17 protein-coding genes and 1 riboswitch are annotated in these 15,885 nt (G+C 76.1%); of the genes, 10 read left to right on the forward strand and 7 right to left on the reverse strand.

Annotated elements, in window-relative coordinates:
• Nucleotides 1–14: 14 nt before the first annotated feature.
• The 5 genes from ACIOFR_RS21415 to ACIOFR_RS21435 form a co-directional block, all read right to left on the reverse strand.
• A complete protein-coding gene (locus ACIOFR_RS21415; protein ID WP_400999554.1) occupies nucleotides 15–1,244 on the reverse strand; it encodes an LLM class flavin-dependent oxidoreductase in 1,230 nt (409 codons plus the stop codon).
• A gap of 77 nt (nucleotides 1,245–1,321) precedes the next feature.
• Entirely contained in the window at nucleotides 1,322–1,444 is a 123-nt protein-coding gene (locus ACIOFR_RS21420; RefSeq protein ID WP_400999556.1) for a putative leader peptide, read from the reverse strand.
• 43 nt (nucleotides 1,445–1,487) lie between these two features.
• Nucleotides 1,488–1,599: riboswitch (SAM riboswitch) on the reverse strand.
• Nucleotides 1,600–1,668: 69 nt separating this feature from the next.
• On the reverse strand, nucleotides 1,669–3,090 hold the full coding sequence (locus tag ACIOFR_RS21425) for a pyridoxal-phosphate dependent enzyme (RefSeq protein ID WP_400999558.1): 1,422 nt from the start codon (nucleotides 3,088–3,090) through the stop codon (nucleotides 1,669–1,671).
• 211 nt (nucleotides 3,091–3,301) lie between these two features.
• Nucleotides 3,302–3,940 (reverse strand): HAD family acid phosphatase, encoded by a 639-nt coding sequence (locus ACIOFR_RS21430; RefSeq protein WP_400999560.1) that lies wholly within the window; start codon nucleotides 3,938–3,940, stop codon nucleotides 3,302–3,304.
• Between the two features lie 272 nt (nucleotides 3,941–4,212).
• The gene (locus ACIOFR_RS21435; RefSeq protein ID WP_400999562.1) at nucleotides 4,213–4,416 is read right to left on the reverse strand and encodes a hypothetical protein; all 204 of its coding nucleotides are present in this window, start codon (nucleotides 4,414–4,416) and stop codon (nucleotides 4,213–4,215) included.
• Between the two features lie 136 nt (nucleotides 4,417–4,552).
• Here ACIOFR_RS21435 and ACIOFR_RS21440 point away from each other — a divergent pair, with 136 nt between their 5' ends.
• Nucleotides 4,553–4,801, forward strand: coding sequence for a hypothetical protein (locus tag ACIOFR_RS21440; protein WP_400999564.1), 249 nt, complete (start codon nucleotides 4,553–4,555; stop codon nucleotides 4,799–4,801).
• A gap of 19 nt (nucleotides 4,802–4,820) precedes the next feature.
• On the opposite strand, the gene ACIOFR_RS21445 is transcribed toward ACIOFR_RS21440, so the two are convergent.
• On the reverse strand, nucleotides 4,821–5,267 hold the full coding sequence (locus ACIOFR_RS21445; RefSeq protein ID WP_400999566.1) for an SRPBCC family protein: 447 nt from the start codon (nucleotides 5,265–5,267) through the stop codon (nucleotides 4,821–4,823).
• Between the two features lie 268 nt (nucleotides 5,268–5,535).
• Between ACIOFR_RS21445 and ACIOFR_RS21450 the strand changes: the two genes are divergently transcribed.
• From ACIOFR_RS21450 to ACIOFR_RS21465, 4 genes are all read left to right on the forward strand, one after another.
• Nucleotides 5,536–5,799 (forward strand): hypothetical protein, encoded by a 264-nt coding sequence (locus ACIOFR_RS21450; RefSeq protein WP_400999568.1) that lies wholly within the window; start codon nucleotides 5,536–5,538, stop codon nucleotides 5,797–5,799.
• Nucleotides 5,800–6,227: 428 nt separating this feature from the next.
• Entirely contained in the window at nucleotides 6,228–7,073 is an 846-nt protein-coding gene (locus ACIOFR_RS21455; RefSeq protein WP_400999570.1) for a ribonuclease BN, read from the forward strand.
• Between the two features lie 174 nt (nucleotides 7,074–7,247).
• Complete coding sequence (locus ACIOFR_RS21460) at nucleotides 7,248–7,487, forward strand: hypothetical protein (protein ID WP_400999572.1); 240 nt, start codon at nucleotides 7,248–7,250, stop codon at nucleotides 7,485–7,487.
• A gap of 389 nt (nucleotides 7,488–7,876) precedes the next feature.
• Nucleotides 7,877–9,490, forward strand: a complete 1,614-nt coding sequence (locus tag ACIOFR_RS21465) for a sigma-70 family RNA polymerase sigma factor (RefSeq protein WP_400999574.1) — start codon at nucleotides 7,877–7,879, stop codon at nucleotides 9,488–9,490.
• 6 nt (nucleotides 9,491–9,496) lie between these two features.
• Here the strand turns inward: ACIOFR_RS21465 and ACIOFR_RS21470 are convergent, their stop codons facing one another.
• Nucleotides 9,497–11,101: an FAD-dependent monooxygenase gene (locus ACIOFR_RS21470; protein WP_400999576.1), complete on the reverse strand. Its 1,605-nt coding sequence runs from the start codon at nucleotides 11,099–11,101 to the stop codon at nucleotides 9,497–9,499.
• Between the two features lie 64 nt (nucleotides 11,102–11,165).
• Here ACIOFR_RS21470 and ACIOFR_RS21475 point away from each other — a divergent pair, with 64 nt between their 5' ends.
• From ACIOFR_RS21475 to ACIOFR_RS21495, 5 genes are all read left to right on the forward strand, one after another.
• Nucleotides 11,166–11,879 carry a TetR/AcrR family transcriptional regulator gene (locus ACIOFR_RS21475; RefSeq protein WP_400999578.1) on the forward strand — a complete coding sequence of 238 codons (714 nt, stop codon included), beginning with the start codon at nucleotides 11,166–11,168 and terminating at the stop codon, nucleotides 11,877–11,879.
• A 205-nt stretch (nucleotides 11,880–12,084) separates the two neighbouring features.
• Nucleotides 12,085–12,432, forward strand: a complete 348-nt coding sequence (locus ACIOFR_RS21480) for a YciI family protein (protein WP_400999580.1) — start codon at nucleotides 12,085–12,087, stop codon at nucleotides 12,430–12,432.
• A 28-nt stretch (nucleotides 12,433–12,460) separates the two neighbouring features.
• Nucleotides 12,461–13,738 (forward strand): RNA polymerase sigma factor, encoded by a 1,278-nt coding sequence (locus ACIOFR_RS21485; RefSeq protein WP_400999582.1) that lies wholly within the window; start codon nucleotides 12,461–12,463, stop codon nucleotides 13,736–13,738.
• Between the two features lie 176 nt (nucleotides 13,739–13,914).
• Nucleotides 13,915–15,042, forward strand: coding sequence for a protein kinase family protein (locus ACIOFR_RS21490; RefSeq protein ID WP_400999584.1), 1,128 nt, complete (start codon nucleotides 13,915–13,917; stop codon nucleotides 15,040–15,042).
• A 458-nt stretch (nucleotides 15,043–15,500) separates the two neighbouring features.
• Nucleotides 15,501–15,869: a hypothetical protein gene (locus ACIOFR_RS21495; RefSeq protein WP_400999586.1), complete on the forward strand. Its 369-nt coding sequence runs from the start codon at nucleotides 15,501–15,503 to the stop codon at nucleotides 15,867–15,869.
• Nucleotides 15,870–15,885 lie beyond the last annotated feature (16 nt).

The following is a 15,885-nucleotide window of genomic DNA, read 5'->3' on the forward strand; positions in this document are numbered from 1 at the left end:
GCGTTCCCTCCGGCTCAGGCGCTTGCGGTGCGGGCGGCGTAGCGGTTGGCGGGGCGGCCGAGGCCCAGCAGGCCCCGCAGGGTGTCGGCCTCGTAGGCCCGGCGGAAGGCGCCGCGGGCCTGGAGTTCGGGGACGAGGCCGCGGGTGATCGCCCGGAGGTCGTGGCCGGTCACGGCGGGGCGCAGCCGGAATCCGGTCAGGCCGGCCCGTTGGCGTTCCTGGAGCAGGTCGGCGAGTTGGGCGGGGGTGCCGGCGAAGATCTCGGCGTCGCCGGTGAACGGCTCGTCGAGGCGGGCGTCGAGACGGGCGCGGCGGGCGCGGGCGGCGGCCGGGTCGTCGTCGAGGAGGACCAGCAGGTCGCCGAAGAGGTGGAGGTGCTCCCCCGCCCGTCCGGCCGCCTGCTGCTCGGCGCGGACCTCGGCGACGATCGCCGCGGCCTGCTCGGTGTCGTGCGGGGTGACGAAGCCGAGGTCGGCCGAGCGGGCGATCAGCCGGTAGGGGACGGTGGCGTGGGCGAGCGCGGCGACGATCGGCTGGCCCTGCGGCGGCCGCGGGGTGATGGACGGGCCGCGGACGGCGAAGTGCCGGCTCGCGAAGTCGATGTGGTGCAGTCTGGTCCGGTCGACGAAGCGGCCGGTGGCGGCGTCGCGGATCTCGGCGTCGTCCTCCCAGCTGTCCCACAGCCGCCGGACCACCTCGACGTGGTCGGCGGCCTCGTCGAAGGTGTCCGCGACCAGCTCCCGGACCTGCGGGTCGTGGGGCCGGTCGGGCCGGATCACCGGGAAGGAGCGGCGCCCGAAGTGCGCGGCCTCGTCGGCGCGCAGCGAGGCCTGGACGCGGACGCCGGCCCGGCCGGTGCTGACGTAGTCGAGGGTGGCGATCGCCTTGGAGATGTGGAACGGCTCGGTGTGGGTGGTGACCACCGTCGGCACCAGCCCGATGTGCCTGGTCAGCGGGGCGACCCGGGCCGCGGTGAGGACGGCGTCGAGCCGGCCGCGGACCCGGTCGGTGCGGCCGTCGGGCTCACCGTGGCGGGTGCTCTGCAGGGTCAGCGAGTCCTCGAAGGTGACGAGGTCGAGCAGGCCGCGTTCGGCCTCCAGGACGGCGTCGGCCCAGTAGCCGGCGGTGAACAGTTCGCGCGGGCGGGCGTCCGGCTCCCGCCAGGAGGCGGGGTGCCAGCCGGTGCCGTCGAGCGCGACGGCCAGGTGGAGCGGCGGGAGGGGGGCGGGTACGGCTGCGGGCATGGCGGAGCGGGCCTTCCTGATCGACCGGGAACGGACGCGGTCAACCCCGGGCGGGGCCGCGTCGGCGGGGAGTCAGGTCAGCGGGGACAGAGCGTGCCGGCCACCCTCTGCAGGTCGATGTGCTGGCGTCCGTAGAGGTGGACGCGGGGCCCGCGGGGGTCGAGGGTGACGGGGGCGGTGCGGTCGGGTACGGCACGCACGGTGGTCACCTCCCCGGGCCCGGACGGGCATCGGCCGCGTCACGGTTCGCGCTTGCGGAGCCGGTGCGGCCCCGCCTGGTCATCACCTGGAGCACCCCGCCGCGTGGGAGGGTTGCCGGTCAGCCAGCCAGGGCTTGTCGCTGACGCTCGTCACCTGCCCCGACGCTATCCCGCCGGTGCCGGACCGCGCAATGCCCTTCGGACGCGATCGGGCTGAGCGGCTGTCAGGCTTCCGCGGCGGCCCGCAGCCGTTCGCGGGGGACGACCGCGACGGCCCGGCCGTCGAGCACGACGACCGCGGCGGGCTGGTCCGGGCCGAGTGCCCGGTACGCCTCGGCGACCGTCCGGCCGATGCCGACGGCCGGCAGCGGCCGGGCGAGGTGGTCGCGGAGCGGGTCCCCGGGGCGGGCCCGGCCCTCGGCGAGGGCCGCCTCGATCGCGGCGGCGGCCACGGATCCGACGATCTCGGTGGCGCTGGTCCCGTACGGGCGCTCCGGCCGCGCGGCGACGACCGGCGCGACCGCGCAGCCGGAGCCGCGCAGCAGGGCGAGCGCCGCACCGAGCGGGATGTCCTCGCTCGGCGCCGGCAGGGCCGGGGCTCCCGGGCCGGGCGGTGCGTCGAGCAGGCTGCGCAGGGTCGGTTCGGTGTCGCCGGGGGTGCGCGGCTCCTCCAGGAAGCCCCAGTCCCGCATCCAGTCGTCGCTGAACACCTTCGAGAGGTAGGAGCGTCCGGAGTCCGGGAGCAGCACCACCACCAGGTCGTCGGGCCCGAGTTCGCGCGCCACCCGCAGGGCGGCCGCCACGGCGGTGCCGGAGGACGGACCGGCCAGCAGGCCCTCCTCGCGGGCCAGCCGGCGGACGGTGAGCAGCGACTCCCGGTCGGGGATCCGTTCGAAGCGGTCCACCACCCCGGGGTGGTACGACTGCGGCCAGAGGTCCTCGGTGGTCTCCGGGTGGACGAAGTGGCCGATGCTCTCGACGAAGTAGGGGCTGCCGTCGCCTCCGGCGTAGACCGAGGCCTCCGGGTCCGCGCCGACCACGGTGACCCGGCCGCCGGACACCTTGCGCAGGTGGGCCCCGGTGCCGCTGATGGTGCCGCCGGTGCCGATCCCGGCCACGAAGTGGGTCACCCGGCCGCGGGTCTGCTCCCAGATCTCCGGGCCGGTGGTGCGGACGTGCGCGTCGGGGTTGGCCGGGTTGTCGTACTGGTTGGCCAGCCAGGCGCCGGGGATCTCCGCGGCGAGCCGCCGTACGACGTTGAACAGGTGGTCGGGGTGCTGCCTGGGCAGGGCGGCGGGCGCGACGACGACCTCGGCGCCGTAGGCCCGCAGGATGTCCGACTTCTCCCGGGAGGAGCGGTCGGAGACGCCGACGATCACCCGGTAGCCGCGCCGGCGGCCGACGATCGTCAGACCGATCCCGGTGTTGCCGGAGGTCGCCTCGATGATCGTGCCGCCCGGGCGCAGCAGCCCGTCGCGTTCGGCGGCCAGCACCATCGACAGCGCGGCGCGGTCCTTGACGCTGCCGCCGATGCTCAGGAACTCCGCCTTGGCGTAGACCGGCGCGGCGATGCCCTCGCCCAGCCGGGCGAGCCGGAACAGCGGCGTCCCGCCGATCGCGTCGTCGACCGATTCGTAGACCGCCACGGCGGCCCCCTTCCCAGCGGGTCGGAGTTGGGTGCACCCCGCTTCACCGGGAGGCGGCGGTCCGGTCCGGCGAGCGGGCGCGGCTGCCGCAGTGAAGCTTCCGCCAGGCCGGCCTGCCGGCGCAAGGGGCGGCCCGCACCGGCGGGTCGGCCGGGGCGCGCGGCCGTGCCGGCGGGGTCCACCCGTCGGCACGGCCGCGTTCGACGCCGGGTCAGGACAGCTGGCCGCCGTAGTCCGGGAGCTTGAAGGTCCGCTCGGCGTGACCACCGACCAGGTCCGTGGTGTTGTTGCCGATGTTCGCGACGATCGTGTAGCCGTTCCGCTCGATCTCCGCGCGCTTGGCGGTCTTGAAGGTCGAGGTCTCCTGGAACAGGTCCAGGAAGGATCGGCCGTACAGGCCGTCGACGGGGTACCCGACGGTCGTCAGGTTGTGGCGGGTGATGCAGTCGATGAAGCCCGGACGGGCGGTGACGAAGAAGACCTTCACACCGCGGGCACTGGCGGATCTGACCACGTCGCGGACGGCCTGCACCGCGGGGGTCGGCAGGGCGAACGAGTAGTCGGTCTCCAGCGAGGTGTTGTCGATGTCCAGGACGATCGCCGGGTGCTCACCCGCGGGGGCGGACGGCACCCGCGCCTTGAGGTAGGCGTCGGCCTGGTCGGCCACCGCCCGGACGTCCTTCAGCCAGGTGGTGTACGGCACGTCGGGCTTGCCGAGCGCCTGCACCGAGGCGGCCGGCGCCGCGGCGGGCTGCGCGGCGACGGCGGGGGCGGTGGCCGTCAGGGCGAGCGTCGCGCCGGCGGCGGCCGCGGCGGCGAGGGTCCTGCGGCGGTGGCGGGGGTGCTGCATGTCCGTGCTCCTTCATGTCGAGGGTCGGGAGCAGGATGGTGCACCTGGGTTACCCGCGGGTAGCCATAGGACCAAGATTTTTTGTGGATGTTCGGACGCGGTGGCCGGCACACCGTCAGGAAGCCGCCCGCCGGGCGGCGTTCAGGGGCCGCGGCCTGGCCGGGCGGAACGGCCTCGGCGGCGGGCCGGGCGGAGGCGCCTCGGCGGGCCGGATGTGGGCGAGCCGGCATCCGCATCCGCCCGTCGCGGGCGGATGCGGATGCCGGCCCGGATCAGTCCTGCGTACCGGGGGCGGAGAAGGTCAGGCCCCGGGCCGCCGGCACCCGGGCGGCCGGGCCCGGCGGCGGCGCGTCCTCCTCCGGCGGCTGGAAGACGGCCCGGTCGACCGGGAGCGGCCGGGGAGCCGTCGCCGCCACGGGGACGTCGGCGGAGGGTTCGGAGAAGTGCAGCCCTGGCGGGGTGCGATCGTCGATCATGCCTCAGTGTCGCACCCCGAACACCCGCGATCCGCCCGACCGTCCGTTCGAAGCCGCTCGCGGGCACCGCCGCCCGGCGGTCCGATCCGCTACGAGGCAGTGTTGGCGGCCCCGGGCAGCGGCTATCGTGAGCGTCATGTCCACCCGCGTGGAGCTGCCGGAGCAGCTGGAGGAAGCCGTCCGCTCGGCCGCCGCCGAGGCGGGGCTCAGCGTCGACGACTACGTCGTCCGGGTGCTGACGGCCGATCAACTGGCCGCTGCGGGAAGCCCGGTGGAACGCGCGGCCCGGGCGCACGCGCTCGCCGCGGCCGCCCACCGGCAGTGGGTCGCCGACGGCCGGAGCGAGAGCGGCTGGATGTCCGCGGACGAGGTCCTCGGACGCTGAACCCCGCCCCTCCGCCGGGTCAGGAGGCCTCGACCGCCGCCTTGATCCGCTGCCCGAAGGCGTCGGCGTCCTTGCGCGCGGCGCTCAGCGCGAAGCCGACCAGCAGCTTCCCGAGGCCGTGGCCCTCCAGTGTGTTGAAGATCCGCACCCGGGTGCGGTTTCCGCCCAGCGCCTCCAGGTCGTAGCCGCCGGCGGTGGCCGTCACGATGTTCTTGGAGATCTCGGCCCAGCGCACGGTGGTCGGCGCCACCAGGTCGGTGATCCGGAACTGCCGTCCGGTCTTCATCCCGGCGTCCTTGACCGTGCTGGTGAACACGGTGCCGACGGCCGTCGGGCCGGGCGGCGCCTTCTCGATCCGCAGCACGCGCGGACTGAACTTCGGGTCGTTCCCCCCGTCGGCGAGGAACGCGAAGACCTCCTCGATGGGCCGGTCGACCTCGACCGTGGCCTCGAACTGACCCGCCATGAACCCTCCTTCGACCAGACGTGCCCGGACCACGACGTCCGGGCCGCGGTGCCCGGGAATCCTCGCAGACCGGGCCTCCGAAACCGGGCAGACTCGCCTCCCGGCGACGGACCCGCGAGCCCCTCCCCCGGCTCCGCCGGCAGGCCGGTACCTAGGGTTCCGGCGCGGCAATGGGTGACGGGTACGCATTGATCGCGCGGAGCGCGGCGCGTTTGCTGGTCGCGGGAGCATCGCCCGCTGCTCCCAGGTCCAGCAGACGGAGACCTTGATGACGCTTCGTGACCTCCCCACCGGCCTGGTGCCCGCCCCCCGGTCCGCCGAGCCGTCGGCCGCGCCGACCGCCGCGGTACGCCGCCGACCGGTCGCCGCGGCACCGCAGCGCGGCGGCGGGGTCGCCCTGGTCCGTGCCTCCCGCCGGCGGGTACGGGCGGGGTCCGCCGGGCTGGTACGGCTGGCGCGGCTCGGACGCTTCGTCGAGGGCGCCGGGGCGCTCCTCCCCCGGACCGCCCCGCGGCTGGCGCCCGAAGGGTGACCGCCCGGGCCCGCCCGGCCCTTCGCGGACCAGCCCCGCGAGGGTCCGGTGCCGGCCCCCGGACGACCCCGCCCCCCTGCCCGACGGTCACCCCGTCGGGCAGGGGGGTGGGTCGTCCGCTCGGCCCGCCGTTCACTCCCGTACGCCCCCCGGTACCGGTTTCCGGCGGCGCCCCGCCCGGCGAGCCGGGCGCGGTCGGGCGGGGGGCCTGGGTAGGGTGACGGCCGTCCGGCCAAGCGTCGGCCCGTGCCCGTCGGCGCCCCACCTCGGCGAACGGCCGGGCCACGGGCGTACATGAACGCCACGGCTTCGGGCAGGCGCCGCGCGAGGGCGCCCTCGGAACCGGGGCCGCCCGACTCCGGACGGCCCGCCCGGTCGCCCGGCCGGACCGGTCGGGAGGCCCGGTCGAGCGGGAGGTGGTGAGGCAGATGGTGACGGACACTCCCACCGGCGTGCCGCCCACCCGGGCGCGGATGCGGATGCGGGTGCGGATCCTGCTGTCGGTCGTCTGGCAGAGCGGGCGCGAGGTCGAACTGATGCGGCGGGCGATGGGGTTCGCCGCCCTGGGCTTCGTGACGCTGGTCCCGCTGCTGATCGTGGTCGCGGCGGCCTCCCCGGTGCACGGTACGGGCTTCGCGGGCTGGGTGGTCGACGGGCTCGGCCTGTCCGGGCGGTCGGCCGACGCCGTCCGGCAGCTGTTCTCCTCGCCGCGCCGGGTCCTGGGCACCGCGACGGCGCTGAGCCTCGCCGTCGCCGCGGTCTTCGGCGTCTCCTTCATGTCGTGCCTCCAGGCCGGCTACGAGCGGATCTGGGGGCTGGGCGCGGCCGCCTGGCACTCGGTGTGGCGGCAGGCGGTCGGCCTGGCGGGGCTGATCGGCTTCCTGCTGGCCGCCGCCTGGAGCGCGGTGCCGCTGGAACACACCGGTGGTCAGCCGTCGCTGCGGCTGGCCGTCACGATCGGCGGCGGGGTGGCGTTCTTCTGGTGGATCCAGTGGCTGCTGCTGGGCGGCCGGGTGCCGTGGGGCTCGCTGTTCCCTGGAGCGCTGGCGACCGTCGGCGCGCTGGTGGGGCTTCGGGTCTTCTCCCGGCTGGTGTTCTCGCCGCTGATCGTCTCCAGCGCGCTCTCGTACGGGTCGATCGGGACGGTCCTGGTGGTGCAGTCCTGGCTGATCGGGGTGGGGTTCTCGGTCTTCGCGGGAGCGCTGGCCGGGCACGCGCTCTGGGCGGCCCGGCTCGGGCGCGGGTGGCGTGCGCGGGGTGTCCCTCCGGGGTGAGCCGCGCGGCGCGGCGGGCCGGGGGACCGTACCCCGTCCGGGCCCTTGGTCCCGCCGACGCGGGCCGTCGGTCCCGCGCGGAACTGCGGACCGTTCACGCAGGCTGGAGGGACCGGGGGCGTCCCGCCCCCGGGTGACCGGAGGTGCCGCGATGCGACCGAGGAGTCCCAGTTCATGACGGATGAGGCCACCGCGCTCCGCCTGGTGGACGCGTACTTCACGCACTGCCACCACTGTCAGGAGCCCGAGGACCCCGGCTGCCACGACCGGTCGCACTGGCGGCTCTACCTCGACCTCACCCCGGCCACCGTCGAGCGCCTGCGTGACTGGGCCGCCGGACCGGCCGCCCACCCGGCCACCCCGGGCGAGCGGGCCGCGCTGCTGCGCTGGCTGGACCACACCGCCGGCACCTGAGCCGCGCTCCCCTCCCGTCCCGCGCGTCCTCCGTCCACACCGGTCCGGTTCGTCCGCCCTGCTCCGGTCCGTCGATCCTGCTCCGATCCGTCCGGGTGCCCCACCGGATCGGTCGGCACTCGTACGGTCCGCCCGCCGCACGGGCCCGGACGCCGACCGCGCCCCACCGGGGTAGCCCCCTGCGACCTGCGACGACGCCACCGCTACCCTCGTCATCCAGCCGGAACGGCCCGGCCACGACCCGAACGCGGGCTGCGACCCGCGTGACCGGCGGGTCGGGGCCCTCCCGATCCGGTCGAGGAATCCGCCGCGCAATTTCTGTGATCCTCCCGGCCCGCCCGGGTCTCCGGCTCACGGGGACTCGACGGCCGGACGAGTGAGGACAGCGGATGTACGTGGACACTGAGGTCGGGACGGCGGTGGTCGTCGCCGCGCAGTCCGGTGACGAGGACGCGCGGGACAGGCTGCTCGCCGCCTGCCTCCCGCTGCTCTACAACGTCGTCGGCCGGGCGATGAACGGCCACAGCGAGGTCGACGACGTGGTGCAGGAGACCATGGTCCGGGTGGTCAGCGGACTCCCCGGGCTGCGCGACCCCGACTCCTTCCGGTCCTGGCTGGTCGCCGTCGCCATGAACGAGGTCCGGCGCCGCTGGACGACCCGTCAGAGCACCGCCGCCGCGCCCCTGGACACCCTGGAGGGCACCCGCGAGGTCGCCGACCCGGGCTCCGACTTCGTCGGGCTCACGATCCTGCGGCTGGGCCTCTCCGGTCAGCGCAAGGAGGTCGCCGAGGCCACCCGCTGGCTGGACGACGGCGACCGCGACCTGCTCTCGCTCTGGTGGCTGGAGACCGCCGGCGAGCTCACCCGGGAGGAACTGGCCTCCGCCCTCGATCTGTCCCGCCAGCACGCCGCCGTCCGGGTGCAGCGGATGAAGGAGCAGCTGGAGCTCGGCCGGGTGGTGGTCCGGGCACTCGCGGCCGACCCGCGCTGCCCGGAGCTCACCTCGCTCGTCACCCCCTGGGACGGCAGCCCCAGCGCCCTGTGGCGCAAGCGCATAGCCCGGCACACCCGCACCTGCGCGATCTGTTCCGGCCACCAGCGGGACCTGATGCCGGCCGAGGGCCTCCTCGCGGGCATCGGCCTGGTGATACCGACGCACGACCTGTGGCCGGGGCACCTGCCCACAGCGTGGTCACTGCCGCCGGGCGGTGACCCGGGCGCCGGTGCGAGCGCCGGCACGAGCGCGGGCGGTGCCGGCGGCAGCGGGTCCGGGCCGGCGCCCGGCTCCGGGTCCGCGTCCGGCTCCGGCGCCGGGCCCGGCGATCCGGGGACGTCCGGGGCGGTGCCGCACCCGCGCCTGCCGCGGGCCGTCAAGCCGGTGGTGATCGCGGGTGCGCTCGCCGTCACCGTGGCCGTCCTCGTCCTGCCCGACGGCAAGGACGGCCCGGACCCGCGGCCGGCCCCGCCCGCCCCCTCGGCACCGGCGGTCGCCACCAGCGCCGTCGAGACGCCGGTCGAGCCCTCGCCGACCCCGAGCCCCTCCCCCACGCCCAGCCCGACGGCGACGCCGAGCGCCTCCGCCAGCCCGAGCGCGAGCCCGAGCCCCAGCCCGACCCAGCGCAGCGTCGAGCAGCAGTTCCTCGACCTCGTCAACGCCAAGCGGTCGCAGAACGGCTGCCCCGCACTGCGGGTCGACCCCAAGGTGCACGCGGCCGCGCAGAAGCACTCCGAGGACATGGCCGCGCGCGGCTACTTCGACCACACCGGGCCCGACGGCGACGAGCCCGACGACCGGCTGAGCGCCGCCGGGTACCAGTGGAGTCGCTGGGGCGAGAACCTCGACCGCGGCAAGAAGTCCCCGGGCGACCTGGTGAACGACTGGATGGACGGCGCGATCCACCAGGCCAACCTGCTCGACTGCCGGTTCACCGCCGCCGGGCTCGGCACGGCGACCGGGGCCGCGGGCCCGATGTGGACGCTGGACCTCGGGACGCCGCGCTGACCGGTCTCAGCCGGTCGCGGCGGCCGTCCGGGCGCTGCGAGCCCCGCCCGCCGAGGGCGTCCCCGCCCAGGCGGTCAGCGCGCGGGTCCGCTCGGCGCGGCGGCGCAGCGGATCGGCGGTCCTGGTCGCCCAGCCGACATGGCCGTCCGGGCGCACCAGGACCTCGGTGACGCCGTCCAGCAGCGGGTGCCCGCCGTACGAGACGGGCGTGAGGGTGTCGACCCGGTCGGCCCAGCCCTGCCGGCGGACCTCCTCGGCCAGGTCCGGTCGCGGCCCCGGACCGCGGGCCGGCCGCGGGTCGGCGCCGAGACCGAGCAGGACGAATCGACCGGCGCGCAGCAGTTCGTGGACGCGGGTCGCCGGTGAGCCGGGTGCCGTCAGCGGCACGTCCGGGATCCGCCGGCCGACCAGCGCGTCGGCCGGCGAGTCGGCGGGCGAGTCGGCCGGCGGGTACCGGGTGTCGACGGCGCTGACCGCCCCGGCCAGCCGCCGGTTGACCTCCGCGATGCCGAGCAGTCCGTCCAGCAGCTCCCGCAGGGCCGCCGCGGGCCGCTGGTAGCGGGGCACCAGGGTCAGCTCCCAGAGCAGGGTCTGCACCTCGGTGTCGGCGGTGAGCGCCAGGCCGACCGGGTGGCGCTCGTCGTGGTACGAGTCGAGCAGGCCCGGCGGCGCCCAGCCGGCGATCTCGGCGGCGAGCTTCCAGCCGAGGTTGACGGCGTCCTGGAGTCCGGCGTTGAGGCCCTGCCCGGCCGCGGGGAAGTGGATGTGCGCGGCGTCCCCGGCGAGCAGCACCCGGCCCGCCCGGTAGCGGTCGGCGAGCCGGGTGGCGTTGCCGAAGCGGGAGAGCCAGCGCGGCTCGGCGATCCCGAGGTCGCTGCCGCAGGCGCGGACCAGGGCGGCGCGCAGCTCGTCCTCGGTGACCGGCTCGGTGCCGGGCACCCGCATCCGTTCGGGGTCCAGCAGGACGATCCGGGTCAGCCCGGCCTCCAGGGGGACGGCGAGGACGCCGCCGGCCTTCGCCCGGTCGACGGCGTCCGGGGCGACGGTGGCGAAGTCGCCGAGCATGCCGGTGAGGGTCTCGGCCCGGCCGGGGAAGCCGATGCCGGCGGCCTCCCGGACGGGACTGCGCCCGCCGTCGCAGCCGACCACGTAGCGGGCGCGGACGGTCCGCGCGCCTCCCTCCGGGCCGCGCACGTCGACCTCCACTCCGTCGTCGGCGTGCTGCCGCAGGCCCAGGAAGGTGTGTCCGCGCCGGACCGGGACGCCCAGGTCGCGGGCCCGCTCCTCCAGCACGGCCTCGGTCCTGCTCTGCGCGAGGAACAGGGTGTGCGGGTGGCTGGTGTCCAGGGCGGTGAAGTCGAGCGGGGTGTCGAGGCCGGCGAAGTGCCAGCCGGGGAGGGTGCGGCCGTGGGCGAGGAAGCGGTCGACCCAGCCGCGCTGGTCCAGGAGTTCCAGGCTGCGCGGGTGCAGGGTGAGCGCCCGTGAGTGGGGGTGCCGCTCGGTGCGGCGGTCGATGAGCTCGACCCGTACGCCGGCCCGGGCGAGCTCGGTGGCGAGCATGAGCCCGGTCGGGCCCGCGCCGATCACCGCCACGTCGGTGTCCGTCACCATCTGTCCTCCGTTCGGGATTAAGTGAACGCCGTTCACGTGAACGTTGTTCACTATAGTCATGGATATGAGCTCTCCCGCAAGCCCCGACCCCGCCGCCTCCGGCGCCCGTACCCGCGGCCGTCCGCCCCGCCTGGACCGCGCCCGCACCGTCGAGGTCGCCCTCGCCCTGCTCGACGAGGTCGGCCTCGACGCCCTGACCATGCGCCGCCTCGCCGACGCGATGGACGTCCAGGCCGGGGCGCTCTACCGCTACTTCGCCACCAAGCAGGACCTGCTGGCCGAGCTCGCCGACCGGATGCTGGCCGGCTGCGCCGACCCCCCGTCCCCCGGAACCGGCCGCGCCGAACACCCCGACTGGCCCGCGCAGCTCACCGCGCTCGCCCACCGCATGCGCACCGCCCTGCTCCGCCACCGCGACGGAGCCCGGGTCTACGCGGGCACCCACTCCACCGGCGCGAACACCCTGGGCTTCGCCGACGCCCTGGTGGGCACCCTGCGCGGGGCCGGCTTCGGCGCCGCCGACGCGGCCCGCTCCGCCTACGCGATCGTCCACTTCACGATCGGCCACACGCTGGAGGAGCAGGCCGCCCTGCCGCACGGCGCGCAGCAGCAGCCCCCCGACGCCGAACGCCTCCGCGCCGCGATCACCCCCGACCGCTACCCCCACCTCGCCGCCGCCGAGCCCGTCCTGACCGGCTCCGACTACGCCACGCACTTCGCGTACGGGCTGCGCCTGATCATCGACGGCCTCCGCGCCCAGGCCCCCGCCCGGCCGTGACACCCCGGGCCACCCGTGACGCCCCGGGGACACGGATGTCACGGGTTGGCCCGGGGACACGGGAGGGGACGCGGACCGGCCGGGGAGCCGGCGTCCGCCCCGCGGCGCGAGAATTGCTGTGCGCCCGTTGTCGATCCGGCCGCCCGCCGCCCGTCGGTATCAGTAGGCGGCCCGATCCGCGGGCCGGGCGAGATGGGAGCGCGTCATGGCGCAGTACCTGATCCTGATCTACGAGGACGAGTCGGCCTGGGCCGACGGCGGCCAGGAGCTGGCGGACCGCATGCTCAAGGAGCACCGGGCGTTCGGGGAGGCGAACGCCGCCGCGCTGCGCGGCGGCAACGCCCTGCACCCCACCTCCACCGCCACCTCGGTCCGGACGGACGCGGTCGGCACGGTCACCGTCACCGACGGCGCCTTCGCCGAGACGAAGGAGGCGCTCGGCGGTTTCTACCTGATCGAGGCGGACGGCCTCGACGAGGCGATCGCCGTCGCCAGGCAGGTCCCGGCGCCGTTCGGCGGCGTCGAGGTCCGCCCGGTGCGGGTCCTGGACTGACGGCTGGCACCCGGCCGAGGAGCACCCCGTGAGGCCCGACCCGCCGGTCGTCGCCGCCGTCGCCGAGGCGCACCGCCGCGAGTGGGCCTTCGTGCTCGCCGCGACGGTGCGCGTGACGCGCGACCTCGACCTGGCCGAGGAGTGCGTCCAGGAGGCGTACGCCCGGGCGCTGGCGACCTGGGGGGCGCGCGGCATCCCGCGCAACCCCGGGGCGTGGCTCACCACGGTCGCCCGCCGGTGCGCGCTGGACGGGCTGCGCCGGGAGCAGGCGCTGCGCCGCTCGCTGCCGCTGCTGATCGGCGAAGGGACCTTCGAGCGGACCGGCGAGCCGATCGGCGGGCAGCCCCCGGCGGGGCCCGGGAGCGGGGTGGTCGCCGACGACCGGCTGCGCCTGATCTTCACCTGCTGCCACCCGGCGCTCTCCCCCGAGGCCCGGGTGGCGCTCACCCTGCGCTTGCTGTGCGGGCTGACCACGGCGGAGGTGGCCCGGGCGTTCCTGGTCGCCGAACCGACCATGGCGGCCCGGATCACCCGCGCCAAGAAGAAGATCGCCACCGCCCGGATCCCCTACCGGGTGCCGGAGCAGGACGAGCTCCCCGAGCGCGTCGACGCGGTCCTGACGGTGGTGCACCTGCTCTTCACCACCGGGCACACCGCGCCCCGCGGCGACGACCTCGTCCGCCGCGACCTGGTCGAACGCTCGCTCGACCTGGCCCGGATGCTCCGCGCCCTGCTGCCCGCCGACGCCGACGTGGCCGGCCTGCTGGCCCTGATCCTGCTGACCGACGCCCGGAGCCCGGCCCGGGTCGCCGACGACGGGCGCCTGCTGCTGCTCGCCGAGCAGGACCGCACCCGGTGGGACCGCCCCGCCGTCGAGGAGGGCGTCGCCCTGGTCCGCGAGGCCCTGCGCCGCCGCCCGCCGGGCCGGTTCGCGCTGATGGCGGCGATCGCCGCCGTGCACACCGAGTCCCCCAGCTGGCCGGAGACCGACTGGCGGGAGCTGCGGGCCCTGTACGACCTGCTGGTCCAGCTGTGGCCGTCCCCGGTGGTCGCCCTGAACCGGGCCGTCGCGGTCGGCTTCGCGGACGGACCGGAGGCCGGGCTCAGCGCCCTCGACGCCCTGGCCGCCGAACCCCAACTCGCCGGCTACGGCTACCTGGCGGCGGCCCGGGCCGACTTCCTGCGCCGCCTCGGCCGCACCGCCGAGGCACGGGCCGGCTACCAGGAGGCCCTGCTGCTCACCGAGAACACCGTCGAGCGTGCGTTCCTCACCGAGCGGCTCCGGCGCACCGGCGGCGATCCCTGAGCTCCCGGCCACCGGGCCGGCCGCCAGGTCCGCCCGCACCCGCACCCCGTCCGGACCGGGCCGGGCCGGGCGGCGGCACCCGCTCCGCCGGACCGCGCGACCCCGATATTCCGCCCGTCCGCGGCCGTCAGCTGGCAGGGTGGGCCGAACGCCCATCCCCGGCCCGAAGGACCCCGATGCCCCCGTCCCTCGACCGCACCGCCCGGCTCGACGCCCACGCGGCGGCCGCCACCGGGCTCGCCCTGCTGAGCGACCGCCGGCTGGCCGGGCTGCTCGACGACGCGGCCTCGGCCGGCTCCGGCCTCGGCGGCACCACCGCGGTGCTGGAGGTCGCGGGGGTGACGGTGTTCGCGAAGAAGGTCGCGCTCACCCATCTGGAGCGGCGGCCGGAGCACGTGATGTCCACGGCCAACCTCTTCGGCCTGCCCGGCTACTACCAGTACGGCGTGGGCTCCGCGGGTTTCGGCGCCTGGCGCGAGCTGGCCGCGCACACCATGACCACCAACTGGGTGCTCGCCGACCGGTACCAGGGCTTCCCGCTGCTCCACCACTGGCGCGTCCTGCCCGACTGCCCCGCCGAGGCCGACCCGTACGGCATGTTCGGCGGCCTGGACGAGGCGGTGGCGTACTGGGACGGCTCGCCGGCGGTGCGCGGCCGGCTGGAGGCGATCCGCGACTCCACGGCGAGCATCGTCCTCTTCCTCGAACACCTGCCGCAGACCCTGGACGCCTGGCTGGCCGGGCAGGAGCCCGCCGTCCACCTGCGGGTCGACCGCGAGCTCGCCGAGGGCGCCGCCTTCCTGCGGGCCAACGGGATGCTGCACTTCGACGCGCACTTCCGCAACCTGCTCACCGACGGCCACCGGATCTACTTCTCCGACTTCGGTCTGGCCCTCAGCTCGCACTTCGAACTCTCGCCGGACGAGGCGGAGTTCTTCGCCCGGCACCGCCACTACGACCGCGTCCACATGGCGGCCCACCAGCTCCTGCACCACCTGCCGCTCGGCGACGCCGCCGCCCCGGACCGCCGCCGGTTCGTGCGCGGCTGGACGGAGGGCGTCCGGCCGGACGGCGTCCCGGCGGCCGCCGCCGAGCTCCTGGGCAGCCACGGCCCGACCGCCGTGGTGCTGGGCGACTTCCACCGCCGTCTCCGCGACGGGAGCAAGCGGACGCCGTACCCGGCGGGCGAGCTCGCCCGCGCGGGCCGGTCCGCCCAGGAGGGTGACGGCTCCGAGAGCGTGACGACCGAGACGGGTGAGAATCGGCGCCCCGCCACAGGTTTCAACCCGGCCCCTGGCGGCTGACCAGGGCTGATCGGAGCCGGGTGGGGACACGCTGGGTGACCGGGTGCTCCGCAATCCGGTCTGGACACGAACCGGGGGCCGGTTCACACTGAGGCTCTGGACGACGGCTGCCGGCCCCACGCCGGCATCGACCGCCACCCCCGGTCACCTCCGTCCCCGGCCGCCGCTGCCCCGCGTGGACACCACCCGGCAGCGACGGGCCAGCGCCATCCGCGGCGGCCCCGCCCCGACCGGGCACCGCACGCAACGTGACCTGCTCCCCGCCTCCGGCGGGCCGCGAGGAGGTCCAGGTCGCGCCCCCGGCAGCAACCGCAGGTGCTCTCCCCCGCGCACCGGACCGGCGAGCCGGAACTCCGCCCACCCGCTCTCGCGCGCCCACACCGCCGACGGAAACGGTCCCGGACGGAGCCTGCGGAGGCCCGCACCCTAGCGGTCCCCGCTCCACGAGGAGCCCATCCATGAGGATCGCCCACCCCTATCCGACCGGCACGAGGTCCGCCTCCTACCTGCGCTGTTATCCCGCCGACGCCTGGCAGATGCGCGCGCACCGGGAGATGCTCAGCCGGCACGCCGTCCGGATCGGACTTCCCGAGCCGGTGGTCTTCATCGACAACGGGTGCCGGTCGTTCGACCCCCTGCCACGGCTGGAGGAGCTGGTGCAGCACGCGGCCGCGGGCCACTTCGGCGTCGTGCTGGTCCCCGGTTCGTGGGTGTTCAGCCTGGACGACGCGCAGGCGCACCGGGTCCGCGGCCGGCTGGCCGCACACGGCTGCCACGTTCTGGAACCGCCGCACGTACGACCCCGGACGGTCAACCGGCCCGGCTGACCGTTTCGACCGCCGC

This window comes from Kitasatospora sp. NPDC088346 (assembly GCF_044740765.1).
Lineage (GTDB): Bacteria > Actinomycetota > Actinomycetes > Streptomycetales > Streptomycetaceae > Kitasatospora.